Annotated in this window: 21 protein-coding genes; 6 read left to right on the top strand and 15 right to left on the bottom strand. The window is 42.9% G+C overall.

Annotated features, from left to right (window positions below):
• Nucleotides 1–2: 2 nt before the first annotated feature.
• The 11 genes from T7867_RS03890 to T7867_RS03840 all read right to left on the bottom strand — a co-directional run bounded on the left by T7867_RS03890 (nucleotide 3) and on the right by T7867_RS03840 (nucleotide 6,867).
• Entirely contained in the window at nucleotides 3–431 is a 429-nt protein-coding gene (locus tag T7867_RS03890) for a hypothetical protein (RefSeq protein WP_068215968.1), read from the bottom strand.
• A gap of 550 nt (nucleotides 432–981) precedes the next feature.
• On the bottom strand, nucleotides 982–2,067 hold the full coding sequence (locus tag T7867_RS03885; protein ID WP_068215965.1) for a hypothetical protein: 1,086 nt from the start codon (nucleotides 2,065–2,067) through the stop codon (nucleotides 982–984).
• 356 nt (nucleotides 2,068–2,423) lie between these two features.
• On the bottom strand, nucleotides 2,424–2,897 hold the full coding sequence (locus tag T7867_RS03880) for a JAB domain-containing protein (protein ID WP_068215963.1): 474 nt from the start codon (nucleotides 2,895–2,897) through the stop codon (nucleotides 2,424–2,426).
• Complete coding sequence (locus T7867_RS03875; RefSeq protein WP_273514830.1) at nucleotides 2,881–3,048, bottom strand: hypothetical protein; 168 nt, start codon at nucleotides 3,046–3,048, stop codon at nucleotides 2,881–2,883. Before T7867_RS03875 ends, T7867_RS03880 begins: the two co-directional genes overlap by 17 nt.
• A 21-nt stretch (nucleotides 3,049–3,069) precedes the next feature.
• Nucleotides 3,070–3,804 carry an N-6 DNA methylase gene (locus T7867_RS03870; RefSeq protein ID WP_322299840.1) on the bottom strand — a complete coding sequence of 245 codons (735 nt, stop codon included), beginning with the start codon at nucleotides 3,802–3,804 and terminating at the stop codon, nucleotides 3,070–3,072.
• The gene (locus tag T7867_RS03865; RefSeq protein WP_273514833.1) at nucleotides 3,801–4,715 is read right to left on the bottom strand and encodes an ArdC family protein; all 915 of its coding nucleotides are present in this window, start codon (nucleotides 4,713–4,715) and stop codon (nucleotides 3,801–3,803) included. Before T7867_RS03865 ends, T7867_RS03870 begins: the two co-directional genes overlap by 4 nt.
• 57 nt (nucleotides 4,716–4,772) lie before the next feature.
• Nucleotides 4,773–5,201, bottom strand: coding sequence for a single-stranded DNA-binding protein (locus T7867_RS03860; protein WP_068215952.1), 429 nt, complete (start codon nucleotides 5,199–5,201; stop codon nucleotides 4,773–4,775).
• A 189-nt stretch (nucleotides 5,202–5,390) separates the two neighbouring features.
• Entirely contained in the window at nucleotides 5,391–5,801 is a 411-nt protein-coding gene (locus T7867_RS03855; protein ID WP_068215950.1) for a hypothetical protein, read from the bottom strand.
• Between the two features lie 128 nt (nucleotides 5,802–5,929).
• Nucleotides 5,930–6,235, bottom strand: a complete 306-nt coding sequence (locus tag T7867_RS03850) for a type II toxin-antitoxin system RelE/ParE family toxin (RefSeq protein ID WP_068215948.1) — start codon at nucleotides 6,233–6,235, stop codon at nucleotides 5,930–5,932.
• The gene (locus tag T7867_RS03845; protein WP_068215946.1) at nucleotides 6,219–6,509 is read right to left on the bottom strand and encodes a hypothetical protein; all 291 of its coding nucleotides are present in this window, start codon (nucleotides 6,507–6,509) and stop codon (nucleotides 6,219–6,221) included. The genes T7867_RS03850 and T7867_RS03845 overlap by 17 nt, the downstream gene beginning before the upstream one ends.
• Before the next feature lie 118 nt (nucleotides 6,510–6,627).
• Nucleotides 6,628–6,867 (bottom strand): helix-turn-helix domain-containing protein, encoded by a 240-nt coding sequence (locus T7867_RS03840; protein ID WP_068215944.1) that lies wholly within the window; start codon nucleotides 6,865–6,867, stop codon nucleotides 6,628–6,630.
• Nucleotides 6,868–7,260: 393 nt separating this feature from the next.
• Between T7867_RS03840 and T7867_RS03835 the strand changes: the two genes are divergently transcribed.
• Nucleotides 7,261–7,836 carry a hypothetical protein gene (locus tag T7867_RS03835; RefSeq protein WP_068215942.1) on the top strand — a complete coding sequence of 192 codons (576 nt, stop codon included), beginning with the start codon at nucleotides 7,261–7,263 and terminating at the stop codon, nucleotides 7,834–7,836.
• Here T7867_RS03835 and T7867_RS03830 read toward each other — a convergent pair.
• Both T7867_RS03830 and T7867_RS03825 read right to left on the bottom strand, forming a co-directional pair.
• Nucleotides 7,833–8,777: a hypothetical protein gene (locus T7867_RS03830; protein ID WP_068215940.1), complete on the bottom strand. Its 945-nt coding sequence runs from the start codon at nucleotides 8,775–8,777 to the stop codon at nucleotides 7,833–7,835. The two genes, T7867_RS03835 and T7867_RS03830, sit on opposite strands and share 4 nt — an antisense overlap.
• Nucleotides 8,778–8,933: 156 nt before the next feature.
• On the bottom strand, nucleotides 8,934–9,803 hold the full coding sequence (locus tag T7867_RS03825) for a hypothetical protein (protein WP_068215938.1): 870 nt from the start codon (nucleotides 9,801–9,803) through the stop codon (nucleotides 8,934–8,936).
• A gap of 108 nt (nucleotides 9,804–9,911) precedes the next feature.
• Here T7867_RS03825 and T7867_RS03820 point away from each other — a divergent pair, with 108 nt between their 5' ends.
• Genes T7867_RS03820 through T7867_RS03810 form a run of 3 tightly spaced genes read left to right on the top strand, consistent with a single transcriptional unit; the run spans nucleotide 9,912 to nucleotide 10,983 of the window.
• Nucleotides 9,912–10,145 (top strand): type II toxin-antitoxin system ParD family antitoxin, encoded by a 234-nt coding sequence (locus tag T7867_RS03820; protein ID WP_068215936.1) that lies wholly within the window; start codon nucleotides 9,912–9,914, stop codon nucleotides 10,143–10,145.
• Nucleotides 10,145–10,456 carry a type II toxin-antitoxin system RelE/ParE family toxin gene (locus tag T7867_RS03815; protein ID WP_068215934.1) on the top strand — a complete coding sequence of 104 codons (312 nt, stop codon included), beginning with the start codon at nucleotides 10,145–10,147 and terminating at the stop codon, nucleotides 10,454–10,456. Before T7867_RS03820 ends, T7867_RS03815 begins: the two co-directional genes overlap by 1 nt.
• The gene (locus tag T7867_RS03810; RefSeq protein WP_068215932.1) at nucleotides 10,453–10,983 is read left to right on the top strand and encodes a hypothetical protein; all 531 of its coding nucleotides are present in this window, start codon (nucleotides 10,453–10,455) and stop codon (nucleotides 10,981–10,983) included. Before T7867_RS03815 ends, T7867_RS03810 begins: the two co-directional genes overlap by 4 nt.
• Nucleotides 10,984–11,237: 254 nt before the next feature.
• Here the strand turns inward: T7867_RS03810 and T7867_RS03805 are convergent, their stop codons facing one another.
• Complete coding sequence (locus T7867_RS03805; RefSeq protein WP_084375538.1) at nucleotides 11,238–13,604, bottom strand: ABC transporter permease; 2,367 nt, start codon at nucleotides 13,602–13,604, stop codon at nucleotides 11,238–11,240.
• A 286-nt stretch (nucleotides 13,605–13,890) separates the two neighbouring features.
• Between T7867_RS03805 and T7867_RS03800 the strand changes: the two genes are divergently transcribed.
• Nucleotides 13,891–14,208: a DUF6660 family protein gene (locus T7867_RS03800; RefSeq protein WP_317038743.1), complete on the top strand. Its 318-nt coding sequence runs from the start codon at nucleotides 13,891–13,893 to the stop codon at nucleotides 14,206–14,208.
• A gap of 123 nt (nucleotides 14,209–14,331) precedes the next feature.
• Here T7867_RS03800 and T7867_RS03795 read toward each other — a convergent pair whose 3' ends face one another.
• Nucleotides 14,332–14,508, bottom strand: a complete 177-nt coding sequence (locus tag T7867_RS03795; protein ID WP_157717485.1) for a hypothetical protein — start codon at nucleotides 14,506–14,508, stop codon at nucleotides 14,332–14,334.
• Between the two features lie 21 nt (nucleotides 14,509–14,529).
• Between T7867_RS03795 and T7867_RS03790 the strand changes: the two genes are divergently transcribed.
• Nucleotides 14,530–18,942 carry a CusA/CzcA family heavy metal efflux RND transporter gene (locus tag T7867_RS03790; RefSeq protein WP_068215928.1) on the top strand — a complete coding sequence of 1,471 codons (4,413 nt, stop codon included), beginning with the start codon at nucleotides 14,530–14,532 and terminating at the stop codon, nucleotides 18,940–18,942.
• Nucleotides 18,943–18,955 lie beyond the last annotated feature (13 nt).

The following is an 18,955-nucleotide window of genomic DNA, read 5'->3' as shown; positions in this document are numbered from 1 at the left end:
AATTAGTTTTCAATTTCATCCCCATGATAGATGTAAGGAACAATGACAACCCATGTGGCTATCATTAGAGACCCCAGCCATTTTTCCTGAAGACCGGCAATTTCGAAAAGAGAACCAATAGAGTATACCCAAATGCAAAATGAGATCATGGATATCACAATAACTGGCCACTGAGGTTCATTAGAATTTATCTCTTTAGTCCATTGGTATCGTGAAACGGCAACAAGCATTAAGCAGATGATAGCGAAAATTACCCGTGCAGTCATGATTTCTTCTGGAATAACATTCTCTCCGAAGACATAGAGTGCGAGTATATCTGAAGGGATTAATTTTATGAGTCTAGAAAGATAAAAATCAATCTTTTTGTCATCGTTGTTGTCTGAGAAGTGGAGGCCTTTTGGGGCTTTCCTTATTCTTAAAAAACCTTTCATTCTTATAATAAATATAAGGAGTTAACACTCCTGGCCATTGTCTATAATTTGATTTTTTTGAGCATGTTGAATGGTGTATTGAATAATCACATTTTCTCAATCCTGCGTATATCCCGGAAACCAAATAGATAGACATTGAAATAGGCATTGATATAGAATTAAACTTACTCCTATGTCTTATTGGAACAATTAATAGGAGTCATGACATTATTCAGTTCCTTAAAAAATACTTTCTCAAACTTAATAGGTCTTGCTCTGTAAAGATAAGCAAGGTGGGAGGTTTCACTGGAGGTAATCTTGTTGAGCCAAAGGTAGTTAATCTGTCAAAACTTAATGATGGCCAGTATGTTCGAATGACTGAGCTAATCGATGAAATAAAGCAATCCCGTTCTAATGGAGAGTGTATTCAAGGTGATTTTTTTTATGAAATCAGTATAGCTTTTAACTCATCATCCAGATTTTTTACAGTGTATAAAGGGAAGTCCTTTACACCCCATCCCAAATGTATTCTAGAAATTGAGGAAATGGCTGAGCAACAAGATTTAAGGTTTTAGTTTATCCATTCGGTCTTAGGCAGCCACGACCATGGTTGACTCAATGATCTGTTTTTGAAAGCAAGTTCCTGAATACGAGCCAGGTCATTCTTAACCTTTTCAGGTGTAGAATCTTTAAATAGAAATGAATTGATCATACCATTGTAGGCAAAAATATCCTGTATGCTAATTTGCATTTGCTCGTAAAATGTATCGAATAAATCTAAGTCAAAATCCCAACGTTCAGATAGGGTTTGTACTATGCCATTCACTACATTTCTGATTCTTGTCAGAGGGTGGTGGTGGGCAGTATATCGAAAGTCTCTCACGGTATTGGGTCCAAACATATATAGGAACATCGCGTAAATTGCAGAGGTAGATAATGCTGTTAGAAGTTCAAGCATCCGATCTGATTCATGTATTTTTCTAAACGCCAATTGATACCTGTTATCTTCTAGAATTTTAGTGTGAAGCTGTTCAATATATTGAGGGATCAGTCTAGCTGCTATCATATCGGCATCATGTTCCATGGCCTGTCGGTTTTCCGCTTCTCTCAACCTTCTTTTCTTGAAGCTAAATATTTCTAAAAGCTGGTCATCACCAAATTCAGCTTTGGTAAAATCCACGTGCCCAAGTACAATGTGGCCTATTTCATGTAATGCTATGAATGTTCCTGTAAGGTCAGTGAGTACAGATGAAACCAGAGTACGGTTAGAGTCTTTCGTTATAAGGACTTCTTTCTGATTGTAGATATTTCGAACATCATTAATCAGTCGAAAAGGAAATGTCACATTATTAGAAAGCTCTCCAGTTATATAACCACCATACTTATCGTCTGTCACCAAAACATCGAAGAGTGTTCTAGATAATAAAATTGTGGGTGAATGAATCCCAATATTAAAACTGTCTATCTTTGACCTATAGGCCTCTGCCTGAAAATGAGTAGAGTGCAGGTAACCAATAACCAGCTCTTTATTTTTAGAGCCAGGGAAATAAACATCCCTAAATACTTCAAAAATGTGGGTGGCTCTATGAAGTATATAATCATATAGTTTTTTTAAGGATTCATCTTTTAATTGCTTGGTATCGAATGAACGGCTCATGTGTTAAAATTAAAAATTTGACCCAGAAAGAGTTTCACTGCTTCTATTCTTAAATAAGGAACTTTGATCGCCTTAGACGTGATGTCTGTAAGTAAACTGAAGCGGGATTATATTCCTATCAATAGGTGCATTATGAGGTCAATGAACTTTGGATTTTGAGCTTGAACCAAGACCAATCACTAGACAAATTGAGGTTAGCTATTCAATATTTAAACAGCAATATTATCTGACCCCTTGGACAAAAAAATTGCCATGAAGATTTGTTCTCCATGGCAACTTCAGGTGGTGGGAGCCTGAATAAACTCAGGCTGATGTTAGATTAATCTGATGGTTTCTATTGTCAAGAATGGGAAGGGCTATGGTATGTGTCCCTCATTCGCCATAGAGTAATAGCCTTCTTCACTGATGATCAAATGATCAGCCAGAGTGATCTCCAATAGCCGACCGGCTTCATGGAATTTTCTAGTCAGAGAAATATCGGCATGGCTGGGCTTTAGATTTCCCGAAGGGTGGTTGTGGGACAAGATGATAGCTGAACACCGTCTTTTGAGGGCCATTGCAAACACTATTCTGGGATCAATGACCGTTCCAGATAAGCCGCCTTTGGATACGGTTGAAATCGACATGAGCCTAAAGCGTGTGTCGAGAAACATGACTTTGGCTTCCTCAACAAGGGAAATCTGATCATTATCCCAATGGGCTCTCAATATCTTGTAGGCGCTCTCAGCACAATCAATCTTGGGTCGGTCATTGGCTCTTGTTTTGTTTCTGTAAATGAGACTCACCTCTTCAAACATATCAAACGGACCTCCTTTATTCCTCTTCGACATTATAAATCTCCCAGCTTCCTGTCCCTTCGATTTCGGTGAATTCGCTGCCGCATAGCACCTTTGCTTTTTGATAGGCTTCCTCTTCCGAATTGGCTTTGATTTTGACCTGTAGATAGGTACACATTTCAGCTTTGGCGATATAGGTTTTCATTCATATTCCTTTCGTTTTGATTTAGAAAAGTGTGAGTTGATGGGCTGGCTCTGTGGTCTTGCCCCGTGCTTGTTTGTCAAATTCAGGTGTCTTGGTTTTCGGGGCATCAAACCAGAGTTGAGATTGTTCCTTTTCAATGGGTGTGATGCCAAGCCCATCCATGTTGACATGCCAGCCTCCAAACCACTCCATGCTTAAAGAGTTCATCCATGCGACTTCACCCTTTAGCCCGTTAAGAAAGAAATTAAGGGTCGCCATTTTCGCGCAGGTGCTTGAATTGTCTGCACCATAGAAATAATTGCGGTGGTTTATCTTGGCTGCACTCAAGAGCATGCGACCTGATCCGCAGGCAGGGTCTTGAATCCTTTTGCCTTCGCCCTCAATGCCTTCAAGGTTTATTTTTGCCATCATGTCGCACACAGGCTCGGGTGTGAAATACTGCCCGTTCTGGCCTCTTGTTATCTGCAGCATGAAGAATTCGCCCAGAGTGTCGGAGTAGGGATTTTCATAGACATTCAGTTGTATGATGCCCAAGGCCTTACTGAATTCTTCAATCTCTTCTTTTTTGTAGGGCTTGATTGTTGCAAGGTAGAGGCGTTCATTCACTTCGTCCTTTTCCTGCAACCGGCTTTTGATATTGGTGGAATGGTATGAGCAAATCCCCATGGTCAAAAGGTCGTTGAATACACGGGCTAAATCATGCCTTCGTCCTAACTGGTTCATATGCTTGGTGAGTTCATTAAAGTAATCGGTCATGGTTGGGTTTCTCCCATGACCAGTTGATCCAGAAAATCAACCGCTTTGGCAGCTTGTGCCGATGCTTTGAAGATGAAGGTTTTATCGTCCTTCAAGGCTTTCAGCCAGCTCTTGATATAAAGGGCATGATTAGGCGGGTGGCTCTGGGCAATGCCATGATGCGCACAAAGGAAGGCTGCTCCAAGCTCTGCAACCAGCTCTTCAAACGCATATTTCTCGCGCTCCTTTTGGTTGTGTGCCAAGTCGCGCTCAAGTCTATGCTTTGCACCTGTCCAATGGGTCAGTTCATGGAGTAGGGTGGAATAGTAGTTTTCTGTGGCGGTTGATTGTTCGCTATCCAGAAAGAGCCGTGTTTCAGGCATCTGGATATAGTCTCCCATAGGGCTGAAATAAGCTTCGTCTCCACCGTGGCGAATGTCTGCCCCTGTACCTTTGCAAAACTCATCAACTAAGGATATGCGCTCTACATTGTCGGTTTGGGTATCTGCTGGAGTCGTGTCCGGCTCAAAATTCTCGACCTGATTGGCATTGAAAACAGTGTAGAGCCTGAGCATAGGGATTTTATGGGTCTCAGTTTCGCCCTTACTGTTCTCTTCCGTTTTGATCAGGCTCTTGTAAAAGATGATCTGTGTGCCTTTCTCGCCTTTCTTGACATTCGCGCCTTTGTCTTTCCATTGCTTGAAGCTCGCCCAATGGTTCGAGTTGAACTGCTTGGCTTGTTGGTTAAACCAAAGGTTTAGAATGTTGATCCCTTGGTAGCGGTTTTTCGTGGTTGGGTTTACCGGCAGGCCTTTGGCTGCAAGGCTCGCAAATGGTGGCTGGTAATTGTTCAAGTCAACCTGATCGAGCAGGCTTATGATCTGATCTGTGACCTGCTGGTGGATATCTGTTTTGTTCTTTACATAAGACATGAATGCGCTCCATCAAAAAAAGAGGGAAAGCCATTGAAATGACTTTCCCTTTTAGGTTTAGGCAGGTTGGGAATTTGCTTCCAAGGCTTGGCCTTCTTCAGGCACTTGCTCGGTTTTCTCTTTCTTCAAAACCACTTTGTAGGCGAATGTGGTGACTGCTGTATCCTTGTATCCTTCGACTGTGTCGATGGAACGAGAGCTGTCTTCACCTTTGATATAGACCCAATCGCCCTTCTTAAGGTTCTGGGCTATGGCAAAAGCATCTTTAAGATTGCTTGAGACGATGATGTTGAAATAGTTGGCCATGTTCTGGACCTGGCCTTGTGAATCCAGAAATTCCTTGTTTGTGGCAATTCTGAATTTGGCAAATTTTCCATCACCGATCAGCTCGGCATCCTTCACAAGATGGCCTGATTTCATGCTGATATTGGTATCAGCAAAAAGGTTTTCAGTTGGTTGTGTTTCGTTGGTTTCAGTGTTTGACATATTTTATCTCCTTTATGTCGTTGGTAAAAAAATCCCTTTGGAAAAGGGTTATGGGGTCGCCATAACCCCTGCCATGTGGCGAACAGGGGGTGAGCAAGGGACAAGGCCTGGACAAACCGAGGGGGATCACCCGCTTTGCACAAACCCAAAGGGTGCGGAAAAGCGGGGATACGGTTTGAACAGCTCGTATTAGCCTTGCCCGCGCGAGGGGGAACGCCCTAAAGCATTCAATGGATAGTCTTCTTCAAGGAAATTTGACTTTGGGTCTTCTTTGGCTGCTCTACTTTCCTGAATGGATGAGGAGGCTAGAGCTATGAGATCGGCCATGCTGGGTGCTGTGCCGTTTAATAGAATGTCCCGCAATTTGTCGGAATAGATATCGAGTGCTTTGTGCCAGTCGATATAGTGCTCACCAGAGAGATCCTCGATTTTATCAAACACCTGGGCTGCATCGGCACAGATCGTCCAGAGGGTGTTTTTATCAGGCATTTCACCGCTCATTCTCAGCTTGTTTTCGAGCCTTGAGAGTGTGATCGGGTCATGGTGTATAAAACCTGAAATCCGGGCTACCATTTCTCCATAGTACAGTGTATTGTTCATCCTTTGTTCCTTTCTTGAATGTTATGGGATTAAATTCCTATTGCTAGGTCAGGAACAAGTCATTAGTAGACTGCCAAGAGGGAGTCAAGGAGAAAAAGGAATAAATTCCTACTATGGTGTGGGGAGGGCTAGAGCTTGTACAGGAAATTCATGCGACCATGAAGGACACGCACAACATATATGGTGTCTTCTTCTACGCGGTAAACCATCACATGCTCCCCGACATTCCAGGAAAGATAGGGTTCAGGTACGTCTCTGCGCTTATGGCCAGAGTAGGGGTTCTGAATAAGATGCTCGAAAGCACCGTTCAATAACCCCTCATATTTCTTCCATTGGGCTTCACCGAATTCCGAATAGGTATAGGCCTGAATGTCGATCAAATCGTCATAGGCCTCATAGGAGAGTTCCAGATTGAATTTAGCCTTTGACTTCACGCTTCACGGACTTTCCGGATAGGGCAGCTTCCTTGCCCTTTTTTGAGATTTCAGAAATAAGGCCGGGTGAATAGGAAAAAGTGCGGCCATTGGCAATGTCTTCCTCGCCTTTTGCCAAAGCGGCCTGAATGCCCGATAAACGAAGTTTTTCTTCTTCCTTCATCTGGTTCAGGATAGCATGTTCTACAGCGGCTGTGATAGACCTGAATAGCCCGGCATCAACCTGACTTTTTAGATAGCGCTCATAAGGATCGCTCAAATCAATACGTGCCATAAGTAACTCCTTTCTTCTTTCATTATACACAAATAGTGTACTAATAGTACAGTATTACTGTAGTAAAACTACAGATATTCTGTATAGGTTCAAATATTCTGTGCTTGATGCACACAGATTATGTGCCCTTAAAGAAGTCTTCGAGTGTGATTTTATGGACATCCAGGACACGAAGAAGTGTTTTGATTGTAAAGTTGGCTGTGCCTGCCTCCAACTTCCAATATTGTTTGGGTTGCATGTTTACATGATGGATTGCGAAACCGACATAACCGCCCTCAAAGCCGCCTGCTTCTCGCAATTGCTTCAGCCGGTCTCCTATGGCTTTTAATGTGGTTTCTATCGTTTCCTCTTCCTTCATACAATGGGTCAAAAGAGGTTAAAAGCGTCTTTAAAATCAGCGTCTTATAAAACGTAGTTCAGAATTTATATTTATATTGCGTCATATAAGTCGCAATCCATTGTTAAACATAAACGCAAAGCCGTGAAAAAAGTGAAATGTGTCATGTGTTCTGGTACGGGAAGCGTCATCAGCACAAACAGCCCAGGAATGAGGACTTGCACCGACTGCGGTGGCAAGGGCTATAACTACGTTTGAGCCAAGCCTGAAAAATTAGGGGGGCTGTAAAAACAGCCCTCCCGGCTCTCAATTGCACACACGCGAATTCTTAAAATCTTAAATAGTTAGCAGGAACTGATTGTAGTGAGGGTGCAAAAGGTGATATAAATGAAGTGTATTAATAGGATAAAAACCATGAATCCAACCAAAAAGATAGCAGCAGGGATCGCCACATTAGGCCTCATATTCAGCTTGAGCGCCAAGGCGCAGAGCAATGATAACGGCAATGTGATTGCCTTTAACAATGCTGTAAAAACGGAAAAACCTGCAGCTACTCCTGTGATCAAAGCAGGTGGTGCTGGAGATGCCAGTGGATATTCAGGTAAGAATTCTGCCCTTGTGATTTACATTTCAGGTGGGCAAAAAGATGATCGTTACACAGCCGAGCAATACGCCCGTATGCTTCAGGTGATGTTCAAGGACTCAAAGCGCACCGACTATCCAACAGACATTTCTGTTTTCTTTGATGAAGAAGGTGGAGACCGTAGTACTTTTGGTAAAATATATATTAATGGCCGCACCTACGATAAGAATGGCGGAAAATATGAGGATGGGGATGGTATCTTCCACCCGACTCAGATGGTGAAGCTGATCCCTGTCGTCACAAAGCTCTATGCTGAGAAAAACGGTCTTGTGGTGGTAAACCACATTCCAGATTCAGACAAATCCAATCAGGTTGTTGCTTCAAACAATCTAGAAAATAATCTTTAAAGCTTCATCCCTTTTGTCATGGACTGGCCGCTATATGTGGCGTCTTCCGACTGCTTTAATTCACCTGTGAGATCTACATCAGAAGTCATAGTGGTCATACCACCGGCCTGATTGAAAGATTGTGTAATGCTACCGGCAGAGGCGGCAAACTGATTTCCATCATCCAGCGTATCGGCAAAAGAAGATGAAGAGAATTCATCAAAAGCCGAAAAGTCTTCGAATTCAGCTTCAAACTCCTCACCTTCCGAGAGTGCCATTGAATCTGTTGCTTTACTAAGCACACTTGAATCCCAGCCCGTAACCTCTCTAGCATCAGCTTTGGCATTTTCTACATCCAGATGCCCCGCCTTAGCATCTATCCTTACAATCTCAGCCTGACTTGCGGTTTCATATTCCCTTTTCAGGCGCTCCTGATCCTCTTTTGAGAGCATTTGGAATGTGTCACTGTTCAACTTGTCCTGCAAGGCCTGATCAACCTTGATATATTCATTTTTCAACTGATCATATGTAAGCTTGTCTTCCTCAATGTGATTTTCGAGGGCTTCAGTCTTTTGATCGTCACTCATCCCATCAATCTTTTCCTGAGAGTAGTTGTGCTCACTCATCAGTTGGAAGGTAATGGCATCCATGCTGCCGCTCTCAAGGGCTGCTTTGCCCTTGTTAATACGGTTTCCGACCTTGTCCATTTCTTCGCGTATCTCTTTTAAACGATCGAGCATGTCGCCCACATCATTTTTGAAATCCTGAATGAGCTGAAGCAATTCCCAACTCATATCTTTCTTCTTCTCTTTTGAGTCCTGCTGATTATCCAAGTTGCCATCTGCGGCATTTACTTTGCGAACACCAGCGTTTTCAGCCTGACCGTTGACGGTGAGGTCAAACTGCTGCCGGCTCAAATGTTCGGCCTGTTTATGGACTTTATTTATCTCTACATCTGACACGGAATTTCCCCTTCATTTGCCCCATGACACGATAATTGTGACAGAAAAAGATGAATTCAGCGTAAATTATGTCAACCAGTTTTAGCTAAATTTTAAGGGTATTTATCTAAAATTTTATCTATCTGGCAAAATGGAAGTGTTAGCGAAGGAGTAGGGCTATCCATTGCTCAATTCATTTTGAACATTAGATAATAAATATTGCTTTCTTGCCCATTTTCGAATGTTTTCTGTTGAGAACATAATCTTCTTCGTAATGGGGTTTTGATATTTCGTACCAGCAAACCATGCAAAATCATTGTCGGTAAACCCCAAAAGTTGGGCAATTCGTTTGTGGCTGTCGTAATCGTCTAAAGGCGGATAATTCTCAACACCGACTTCATAATATCGTGCGAATAACTCCTTTCCTTCAGCTGTCTTGCTGCTCTGAGCATAGACCTGAACCAAGTCATGAGTTTGGAAATCACTAGCACCTAATTGACCACGCTTCACCGCTTGTTCCAACTCATCTTTCATGGGCATGCCTTCATCTATCCTTAAAGGCTCTAGCGATGGAATAGTGCCTTCAAGAACAGCTATCATGTTGGGACTTTTATATCGTTCATATAGTGCTGTTTTCATGACTGACATTCGGCTGTGTAATATTTGAGCCCAGTCCTTGGCAGTCTCATCAAGTTCTGAAAGCTTGTAGAATTTGACCAGCTTGTTTACATCCTCTGCGCCAGGCTCAATTTTTGAATTCATATAATCTTCAAGTATTCTTGAGATTTTTACGGCTTCCTCCTTTACAAGGGGTGTGTGATAAATTCTGTAAGTTTTCGTGAATTTCTCCTCACCGACTTTGACAATCATCCCTGAATCTATTTTTGTCTGTAATGTTGAATCAATGTCGTGAGGTGACATAATTGCTACTGGTTTTGCGCCTGCACACAGTAATTCGGCTTCATAAGGCGTATGCGGATTACCCAATCCGTGTTTTGATATGGCCTTAAAAATGGGTTTCAGGTATTTCCTTGCAAGCCGGTTCATTGTGATATTTTACCGTAATGATGATGTCGGGGTCTAGCTTAAAACTATATCCATATTTGCTAATTTTGGACATAGTTGATATATTGAAGTATAGACAAAGGAGTCGTTATGAATGTTAGCCTTACAGAGAAACAACAGGAATATATAGCCGCTCAGATCGGATCAGGAGATTATCAAAATGCCAGCGAATTGGTGCGTGATGCCCTTCGCTTGCATCAACTCTACCGCGATAAGGTCATCAGGGATTTGCGACTGGAGATTGAAAAGGGCTGGAACAGTCCTGACAGCAAAAGGGGCGTTCAGGATATTATTGCGGCAAAGAAATCGGAAGGGCAGTACTGATGGGGCAATTAAGGCACTATGTGCTTTCTCAACCGGCTGACCATGACCTTGAAGATATATTCGACTACACGGCACAAGAATTTGGAATGGATCAGGCTGTATCTTACCTGAACGGTCTTGATGAGCTTTTTCACATGCTTTTGGATAATCCGGAGTTAGGCCGGTTGCGGCCTGAACTTAAAGCGGATTTAAGAAGCATAGCCAAAGAAGCGCATGTCGTTTTCTACTCTGTCAACAATGATCATATACGTATTATCCGTGTTCTGCATGGCAGTCGAGATATGATCAACTTTCTGGGAGAGCATGAGTGAGGATCAAAAGAGGCTATGTCCTGATTACTTCTGATATTCGAGAGCAGATAAATGCTGAAAATGAGCGCACTGGAACAGGCCCACAAAGGGCTTTGAAGGGAAACAAAGAAGCTCGTCAAATTGGTTTAACATCGGGAATTATCTATCGGCTAACGGGTCAAAATGGCAAGTCAATTACAGCAAAGACTGAGCATGTAGAACTGGCTTTGAAACTGTGGAATGACCTTCCCGACAAAGACATCGAGCCTTCAAAACCAAAGCCCCATAACCCTGGGCCTATTATGATTTACAAGAATCCTCATTACGGCTATGAGCCGATTACACCCGAATTTTTAGAAAAGCTAGAGAGTGAAGAATTACGCACTGGAGTCAAAGCAGAAGACTTGGTCAAAGAAGCAGGAATTGATGTTAAACCGCATGTAATCAGGGCTTGGAAGAGCGGAAAAACCAAGAGTGGTGATCCTGACGTCATCGACTCGGTTTTGCAGGCTTTTAAGGGCCTTTTTAACATGAAAATCAGCATCTAGGATTGATAAAGACTACTCAACTCAAATAATTCACATCTCCCACTTTCTTTCCTTAGGCAGTCAATTGCTAAGCCCACGAAATAAGCTATGAGGAAACGGAATAAACATGCATAGCCTTTTTTGGCCCCTGATTTTATAAAGGAGTCTTGCTGTTAACTGACGGAGACTGCTTAATAATATGATTAAGCAAGGTTCGAACATTTTTTTGCAGGACAACCAAACATTTTCCGATAAAGGGATTGATTATCTATTGTCTATAGATCCCTTAAATACTTAATCGGATTGTTACCTGCTTGTCTGACCAACAAGGCTCCTACAATAACCAAAAACAAGACTGACACAATAATTACAGGAGCCACATAGACCCAAACATCAATTTCCGGTCGATAAGGGAAGTTCCGCAACCAAAACTCTATGGCCACAAAGCCTAACGAAGAAACCAACATGGCTCCAAAGAGCAAATATTTCCAGACAACTCCAGCGGTACTTCTTAAAACAAGAAGTGGGCTGGCTCCAAGGACCTTGCGTATACTGAATTCCCGTGCCTTGCTTTTTCTTAAAAGTGTTGCATGACCAATCAGTCCGATAACAGCAATAAACACGGCAACGCAGACCAAAATATTAATAGAATGTAAAACGCCCTTTTCATAGCTATAGAGCTTTAAATTGTCATCTTCCAGAAGACTGTATTCCATCGGATATTTTTCATACCTCTTTGACCAAACCTCGGCCAGGTTGTCGATTTTCTCCCTATTAAATCCGGTAGCGGAGCGTACCGACACATAACGGAGCGTAGGTAGAAAATTGTAGATGATGACCGGTTCAACCAAATTGTGCAAAGAATTAACCTGAAAATCTTCTACCACCCCCACAACTTCACCTGTTATTTTGCCACTCACCTGTTTGCCTATTGGTTCATCAAGCTCCAGAAAGTCGACTGCTGATTGGTTCAAAAGTATTCCCACATGTCCATCGCTTGATGAAAGGGAGTTTAAGCGTCCCCTGATCAGCTTAATATCATAGAGCTTACAAAAAGATTCATCTGCTATTACAGTTGTGAGGGCCACATCAGCCTTATTCGCACCAGAAATGGTGTAGGTATAGGTCAATGCATTACTGCTTCCCGGTGTGGAGGATGAGAATGAGGCACCGTCTATTCCTGAAACGGACTCAATCTCACTCAATATTGTCTTGTAGTCTGCATTATGAGTACGGTCTTTAATTGGTATCACCAAAATGGAAGCCCCGTTAAAGCCAAGAGAGGTCTCCTGTAGAAAGTTTAGCTGTTGGGTAACCGCCAGCATGGCCATAATGAGCAGAGAGGATATGCCCAATTGTGTGAAAATTAGCCAATGGGCACTTTTCGCCTTTGGTTTCAGTCCTTTATCAACCGCAAGGTTATTGTTTCGCAATAGCCTGAACGCTGGTGGAATACCCGAAAGCACCCCGGTACCCAGTGCTATTAAAATGGCAAGCAGCCAGAACCACGGCTCATAGAATTGAGTTAGGTTTTTACCCGTTAACTGGCCTATTTCTTCGATGGAAAGGCTAACTGTGGTCATCCCAATAACCAAAGCCAACATGCTCACCAAAACAGATTCGGCAACAAGGCTGATCAATAGTGCTGTCTTTTTAGACCCTAGAATCTGTCTAATTGCTATCTCCTTGATACGCGACATATATATGGCGTATGACAGGTTGATATAATTGAAAGAGGCGACAACCAAAATCAAAAGAGCGGCTGAAATAAAAACCAAATAATAGGTACTGTTGCTATTTGGTCTCAACTCACTTTGGCGGTTAGAGCCTAAATGGATGGATTCAATAGGTTGAAGTTTAAGTGTTATTTTCTCTGAGACCCATTCAGGTGCTTGTGAGCTTAAAAAGCCCGTCATTTTTGCTTCAACATCCATTTTTATGGAGCCATCAGCAATCTTGAGGTAGGTGTAATGATCGAATTGCCCCCAATGGTTTAGTCGTGAATCTGCAAAAATATCATCCAATAAATTGAACGAAACAAGCACATTGAATTGGATGTGAGATTGAGAAGGAGGGTTTTTCGCTATGCCAGTCACTTTAAGATCAAACCGATCATCGAAACGCACGATCTTTCCGATAGGATTTTCGTCACCAAAATACCTGCGGGAGATCTCTTGTGTTAAAACAATTCCGTTCTTTTCTGCCAATACATCATCAACATTACCCGCTATCAATTGAAATCCAAAGAGGTTAAAAAATTCTGGTTCAACCATCAGTAAATCTGGTTCATAGAAAGGAACCTTACCGATTGTAATCAGATCAGTACCGGGGTTCTTCCTTATTCTCACCCTTTCAGTAATTTCAGGAATTGCGCCATCTGCAACTCGGCCAACGGGAAAACTGGACCTCGCCCAGTTTCTTTGAACCCCATCGCCATCCCAGTCTACAACCAATCGGTATATTCTGTCGTGTGATGGATGGAACTTATCATAGGAAACTTCATCTATACTATATAGGGAGGCCACTAAAAAACTGGCAAGCCCCACGCTTAACCCTAAAATATGGATTGCGCTATACCCGAGTCTCTTACCAAAAATTTGCCTAATGGATGTGCGGATAAAATATCTTGCATTTGAAAGCATGATTTATTCTTAGAAGATATAAAAAATACTCCTTAAAACTTGAGATGATAATTTTTAGGCAGGTCAATTTAAGCAACTCTTTATTAACTGAAGCATCTACGTGTGACTTTTCAATTTCCCATTGATGTAATGAGTAATTTCACTCCCAGACGGAAAAACAGCTTAATCTGAAATGCAATATGATTCCAAAAGAAGATAGATCTAGAAAAAGTTTAGGTTAGAAATCAATGTCGAATCTAGACTTTGCAATGCCATTGCATTGTTTAGCCGCGTATATTTGCGTGAAATGAAAATAGGGTGCTTCATATTAAGTTTTTACTTTATGGCTCTCGCAGGGCTAGCATGTGCGGACACGCAACCCTTAGACACTAAAGAAGACACAGTTTCAATTTTTGAGGGCAATGATGGTGACCATAATAACCAGCAGAGTAGTTGGGATGGATGTTCTCCGATATGTGTATGTCACTGCTGCCACGCTCATTTTCTATCAATATCAGCATACAACTTCACGCTGCCTGTTAAATTACCTGTGACTTTCTCATCTTATTTTCAAGATTTCAGAAGTGTTGAAATCTCTGAATTCCTCAAGCCTCCAAGGTCATAATTTTCAGTGTTTAGGAGGAGAAGTATGTCTCATCGAAAAAGTCTTTAAACAAGATTTCAAGTCAGCAGTCATTCTGATAGCCTGTTAGCACTCCTTCAGATGTCTTTTCTCAAAGGCATCCTTTCATTCAATGTTCAATACTATTTGTACAGCTTGAAAAAACTGAATAGGAAAAAAAGAAAAAAGAGAAGGAATAAAATCACTGCCAAATGGGCAATCAAATGGTTTTTCATTGTGCTGTTCTGCCTCATCCTGCTCGCAGCGATGGTGGCTCGTGTCCATCACTTCTTTTCTGTCCATGTCAAATAATTAATAACTCGTATGATCAATAAAATCATTTCTTTTTCAATAAAGAATAAATTCATTGTGGGCTTGCTTACGCTGGCCCTCATCGGGGTAGGTATCTACTCCATGTCCACGGTCAACCTGGGCTCTGTTCCCGATATCACCAACAATCAAGTGCAAGTAATCACTGTCTCTCCTAACCTGGCCACCGAGGATATAGAGCAGTTTGTTACCTATCCTGTAGAGCTTGCAATGGGCAACCTACCGGGGGTAGATGAAATCCGGTCTATTTCCAGGTTTGGCCTATCGGTAGTGACCATTGTGTTTGAAGACGATATGGGTACCTATCTGCCTCGGCAACTGGTGCAGGAAAAACTGAACGAATTAAAAGAAACCATTCCAGAGAAATTCGGAAGCCCATCAATGGGTCCTATTTCTACTGGTTTAGGCCAAATCTACGAATACACCATTCAACCGCAAGAGGGTTTTGACTCACTGTATTCTCCTATGGAGTTACGGACCATTCAGGATTGGATTGTCAAGCGCCAATTGACATTGCTGGATGGAGTAGTTGAAGTCAATTCATTCGGGGGCTATATCAAGCAATATGAAGTGGCCATCAACCCGGAAAAACTCAATGCACAGAATGTGAGCATCTCTCAAGTGTATGAGGCACTGGCCAGAAACAATGTAAATACAGGTGGGGCTTACATTGAGAAGAACAGAATGTCCAATTTTATACGTGGAGAAGGCTTGGTGCGATCTCTGGATGATATCAGAAAAATCGTTATTAAAAATGAAAACGGTATTCCTGTAACCATAGGGGGCGTGGCTGAAAAAGTTCATTTTGGGAGTCAGGTACGTTACGGAGCTTTCACACAGGATGGAAAAGAAGCTGTCGGGGGCATTATTATGATGCTGAAAGGCTCTAATCCCAATGCGGTGATCCAAAATGTAAAAGAGCGAATGGTTGAGGTAGAAAAGTCACTTCCCGAAGGGCTAGCGATTAACTCAATCATAGACCGAAGTGACCTTATTTCCAGAACTACAGATACCGTAAAAACCAACCTATTGGAAGGCGCATTAATTGTGATTTTTGCTCTGGTAATACTTTTGGGTAGCGTCCGTGGTGGCATTATCACCGCCACCACTATTCCGCTTTCCTTGCTTTTTGCTTTTATCCTGATGAAACAGTTTAATGTCTGGGCCAACCTCATGAGCCTGGGGGCTATTGACTTTGGGATTATCATAGATGGGGCGGTGATCATTATTGAAGGTACGGTATACGAAATCCAGAAGCGCATCCGCTCCGGTAAAATCAAATTCAATCAGGGTGTGATGGATGAAGTGGCTTATGATGCAGGAAGTACCATGATGAGTTCGGCTTTCTTCGGCCAGATTATCATTCTTATTGTATTTGCCCCTATTTTATTCCTCACCGGTGTGGAGGGTAAAATGTTCCAGCCCATGGCCTACACCTTTGGGTTTGCCATGATTGGTGCCATTATCCTGTGCCTGACTTATGTGCCTATGATGTCGGCTTTATTCATGAAGCCCATTCAAAATAAAAAGAACTGGTTTGGCCGGTTTGAACGCTGGCTGGAAAGGGTAAGTGATAAAATCATTGGTGGTATTCAAAAAGCCTACCTGCCCCTGCTAAAAAGTGCCCTGCGTTTTAAAGCAATAGTGATTATCGTAGCTATAGTTCTGCTGGGAGTAGCCGGATTCATTTTTTCACGGATGGGAGGTGAGTTTGTTCCTCAGCTTGATGAGGGAGATATCGCCATGCAGGCACTCATCAGGCCCGGAAGTTCCCTTAGCGAATCAAAAGAAGTATCCATCAAGATTGAGAACCTGTTGCTGGAGAGTTTTCCCGAAATAAAAACAGTAACTGCCAGAATCGGAGTGGCGGATATTCCTACTGATCCCATGCCCATGGATATCGCGGATATGTACCTCATATTAGAAAAAGATAAAGACAAATGGGTTTCAGCAGAAAGCAAAGATGAACTGATTGAGGCCATCAAGAATAAGCTGGATGAGCAACTGACTGGTGTAAACCTGGTATTCACCCAGCCCGTAGAGCTGCGTTTTAACGAGTTGTTGGAAGGAGTACGGGAAGACATAGCTGTAAAACTCTATGGCGAAGACCTGGAAGTGCTTTCTGCAAAAGTGCAGGAAATGGCTGATATCATTTCTACCGTGCCCGGGGCTGGTGATGTGAACCCTGAACGGACATCAGGACTCCCCCAAATGACCGTTCGTTATAACCGAGATAAAATTGCACAATACGGCCTGGATATTCAAAAGCTCAATGAGTATGTAAGTTCTGCTTTTGCCGGTGGTGTTGCCGGAGTAATCTTTGAGGGAGAAAAAAGGTTTGATCTGGTCATCCGCTTTGATGAAAAACACCGGAAGAGCATTGACGACTTGCGTACACTTTATATTGATTTGCCGGATGGTACACAAGTTCCTATTAAAGAAGTTGCAGATATCAGCTATGTGCCGGGCCCCATGCAGATCTCCCGTGATAACACGTATAGACGAACCTATGTTGGAGTCAATACCAGAGGCCGTGATGTGGAATCAGTGGTCAATGATATACAGGACAAACTGGATGCACAACTAGACTTGCCTCCTGGCTATTACATCACTTATGGCGGTGAATTTGAAAACCTGGAGCGGGCGAAAAGCCGGTTGCAGATCGTAGTGCCTATTGCGCTCTTCCTGATTTTTGTGCTGCTGTACTTCGCCTTACAATCCTTTTCACAATCTATCATGATTTACATCGCCATTCCACTGGCAGCCATCGGTGGTGTATTTGCCTTATGGATTAGAGATATGCCATTTAGCATTTCAGCGGGTGTGGGCTTTATCGTTCTTTTCGGAGTAGCGGTGTTGAATGGTTTGGTCTTGATTAACCGATTCAATTCCCTGAAAGAAGAAGGGGTCACTAGCATCAGAGACCGCATTCTTACCGGTACCAAAGAAAGGATCAGGCCGATCATGCTTACAGCTACTACAGATATATTCGGCTTCTTACCGATGGCATTTTCAGGTTCTGCCGGAGCTGAGGTACAAAGGCCGTTAGCCACAGTGGTAATTGGCGGAATGCTTACAGCTACACTGCTCACATTGGTGGTGCTTCCGGTGCTTTACACTTTTGTGGAAAGCAGAAGTGACAAAAGAAAAAGCCTGAAAGGGCCAAATGCCAACGTGATTATTGTACTGCTGGTTTGTGGAGGTCTATTCGGGCTGCCTGCCTTGGCCAATGCCCAAAACCAACAACAACCACAAGACAGTTTGCCAACGATCACGCTGGATCAGGCCAGAAAACGAGCGGTAGAAAGCTATCCGAAAATCCAATCGGCAAGACTAGAGATAGAAAACCAGGAAGTGCTTAAGAAAACAGCCTGGGACTTTGGGAATACGCAGGTATTTACCGGAAAGGAAGAAGTGGGCAATGGCTCTGATGGAGTTTACACACAATTTGGAATTCAACAACAACAGATAGATGTGTTTGGAATAGCCCCAAAGCTGAAATTGCAAAAAGAACGGGTAGCACTTGCCGAGAAGGCACTTGACCTATCCGTCATTGAACTGGAGCGGGAAGTAAGCCAAGCCTGGGCTAGGGTTTATGCTACCAAAAACAACTACCAGGTTTATGAACAGTTGGATTCGGTATTTTCAGATATTGAAAGAGCGGCCAGGATTCGCTTGGAAACGGAAGCCACATCTAAACTGGAATATCTGGCTACTTCCAACCAGGCCAATCAGGTACAGATACAAAAAGAGCAGGCATATCGGGATTATCTGAGTGCCTTACAGCGCCTGAACCTTTGGTTTGCCAATGACACGCTGTATACCGTACCGGATGTCCCAACCAGTCAATTGGACGAACCGCTCAATTATGTAGCTGATTCATTGATGAACCATCCTTTGCTGAATGTATCAAAGCAACAGGTAGATGTAGCGGATGCCACCATAAAAGAGAGGCGTTCGCAGTTCTTGCCTCAATTACAGGGGCAGTATGGGCGACAGCAGATTGCCGGGCAATCTGGATTTTATCAGTACCAGGTAGGTGTCAGAATCCCTTTGTTTTTCGGACCTGAGCTGGGCAGGACACAGTCGGCCAAAATCCAACGGGATATTGCCGGTCAAAACCTGCGCCAAAACCAGTTGGAACTGAATGCCGCCTATCAGAACATGAGAGAACAATACCTGAAGTGGCTGAATTCATGGAACTACTACCGGGATGAAGCACTCCCGCTGGCTCAGGAGCAACGGGACGGAGCTATTTTGGCTTACCGGGAAGGGGCTATTGATTATGTGACCTTCCTGCAAAATATCCGGGATGCCATTCGCATAGAAGTTGATTCCTGGAATGCCTTTGGTAGTTACCTAGATAGCCGCTACCAATTGGAATACTACTTAAGAACATCAAACTAAAAGTAAACTGATC

Origin of the sequence: Roseivirga spongicola (assembly GCF_034376045.1) — a bacterium.
Lineage (GTDB): Bacteria > Bacteroidota > Bacteroidia > Cytophagales > Cyclobacteriaceae > Roseivirga > Roseivirga spongicola.
This window is presented reverse-complemented; position numbering and strand designations above follow the sequence as displayed.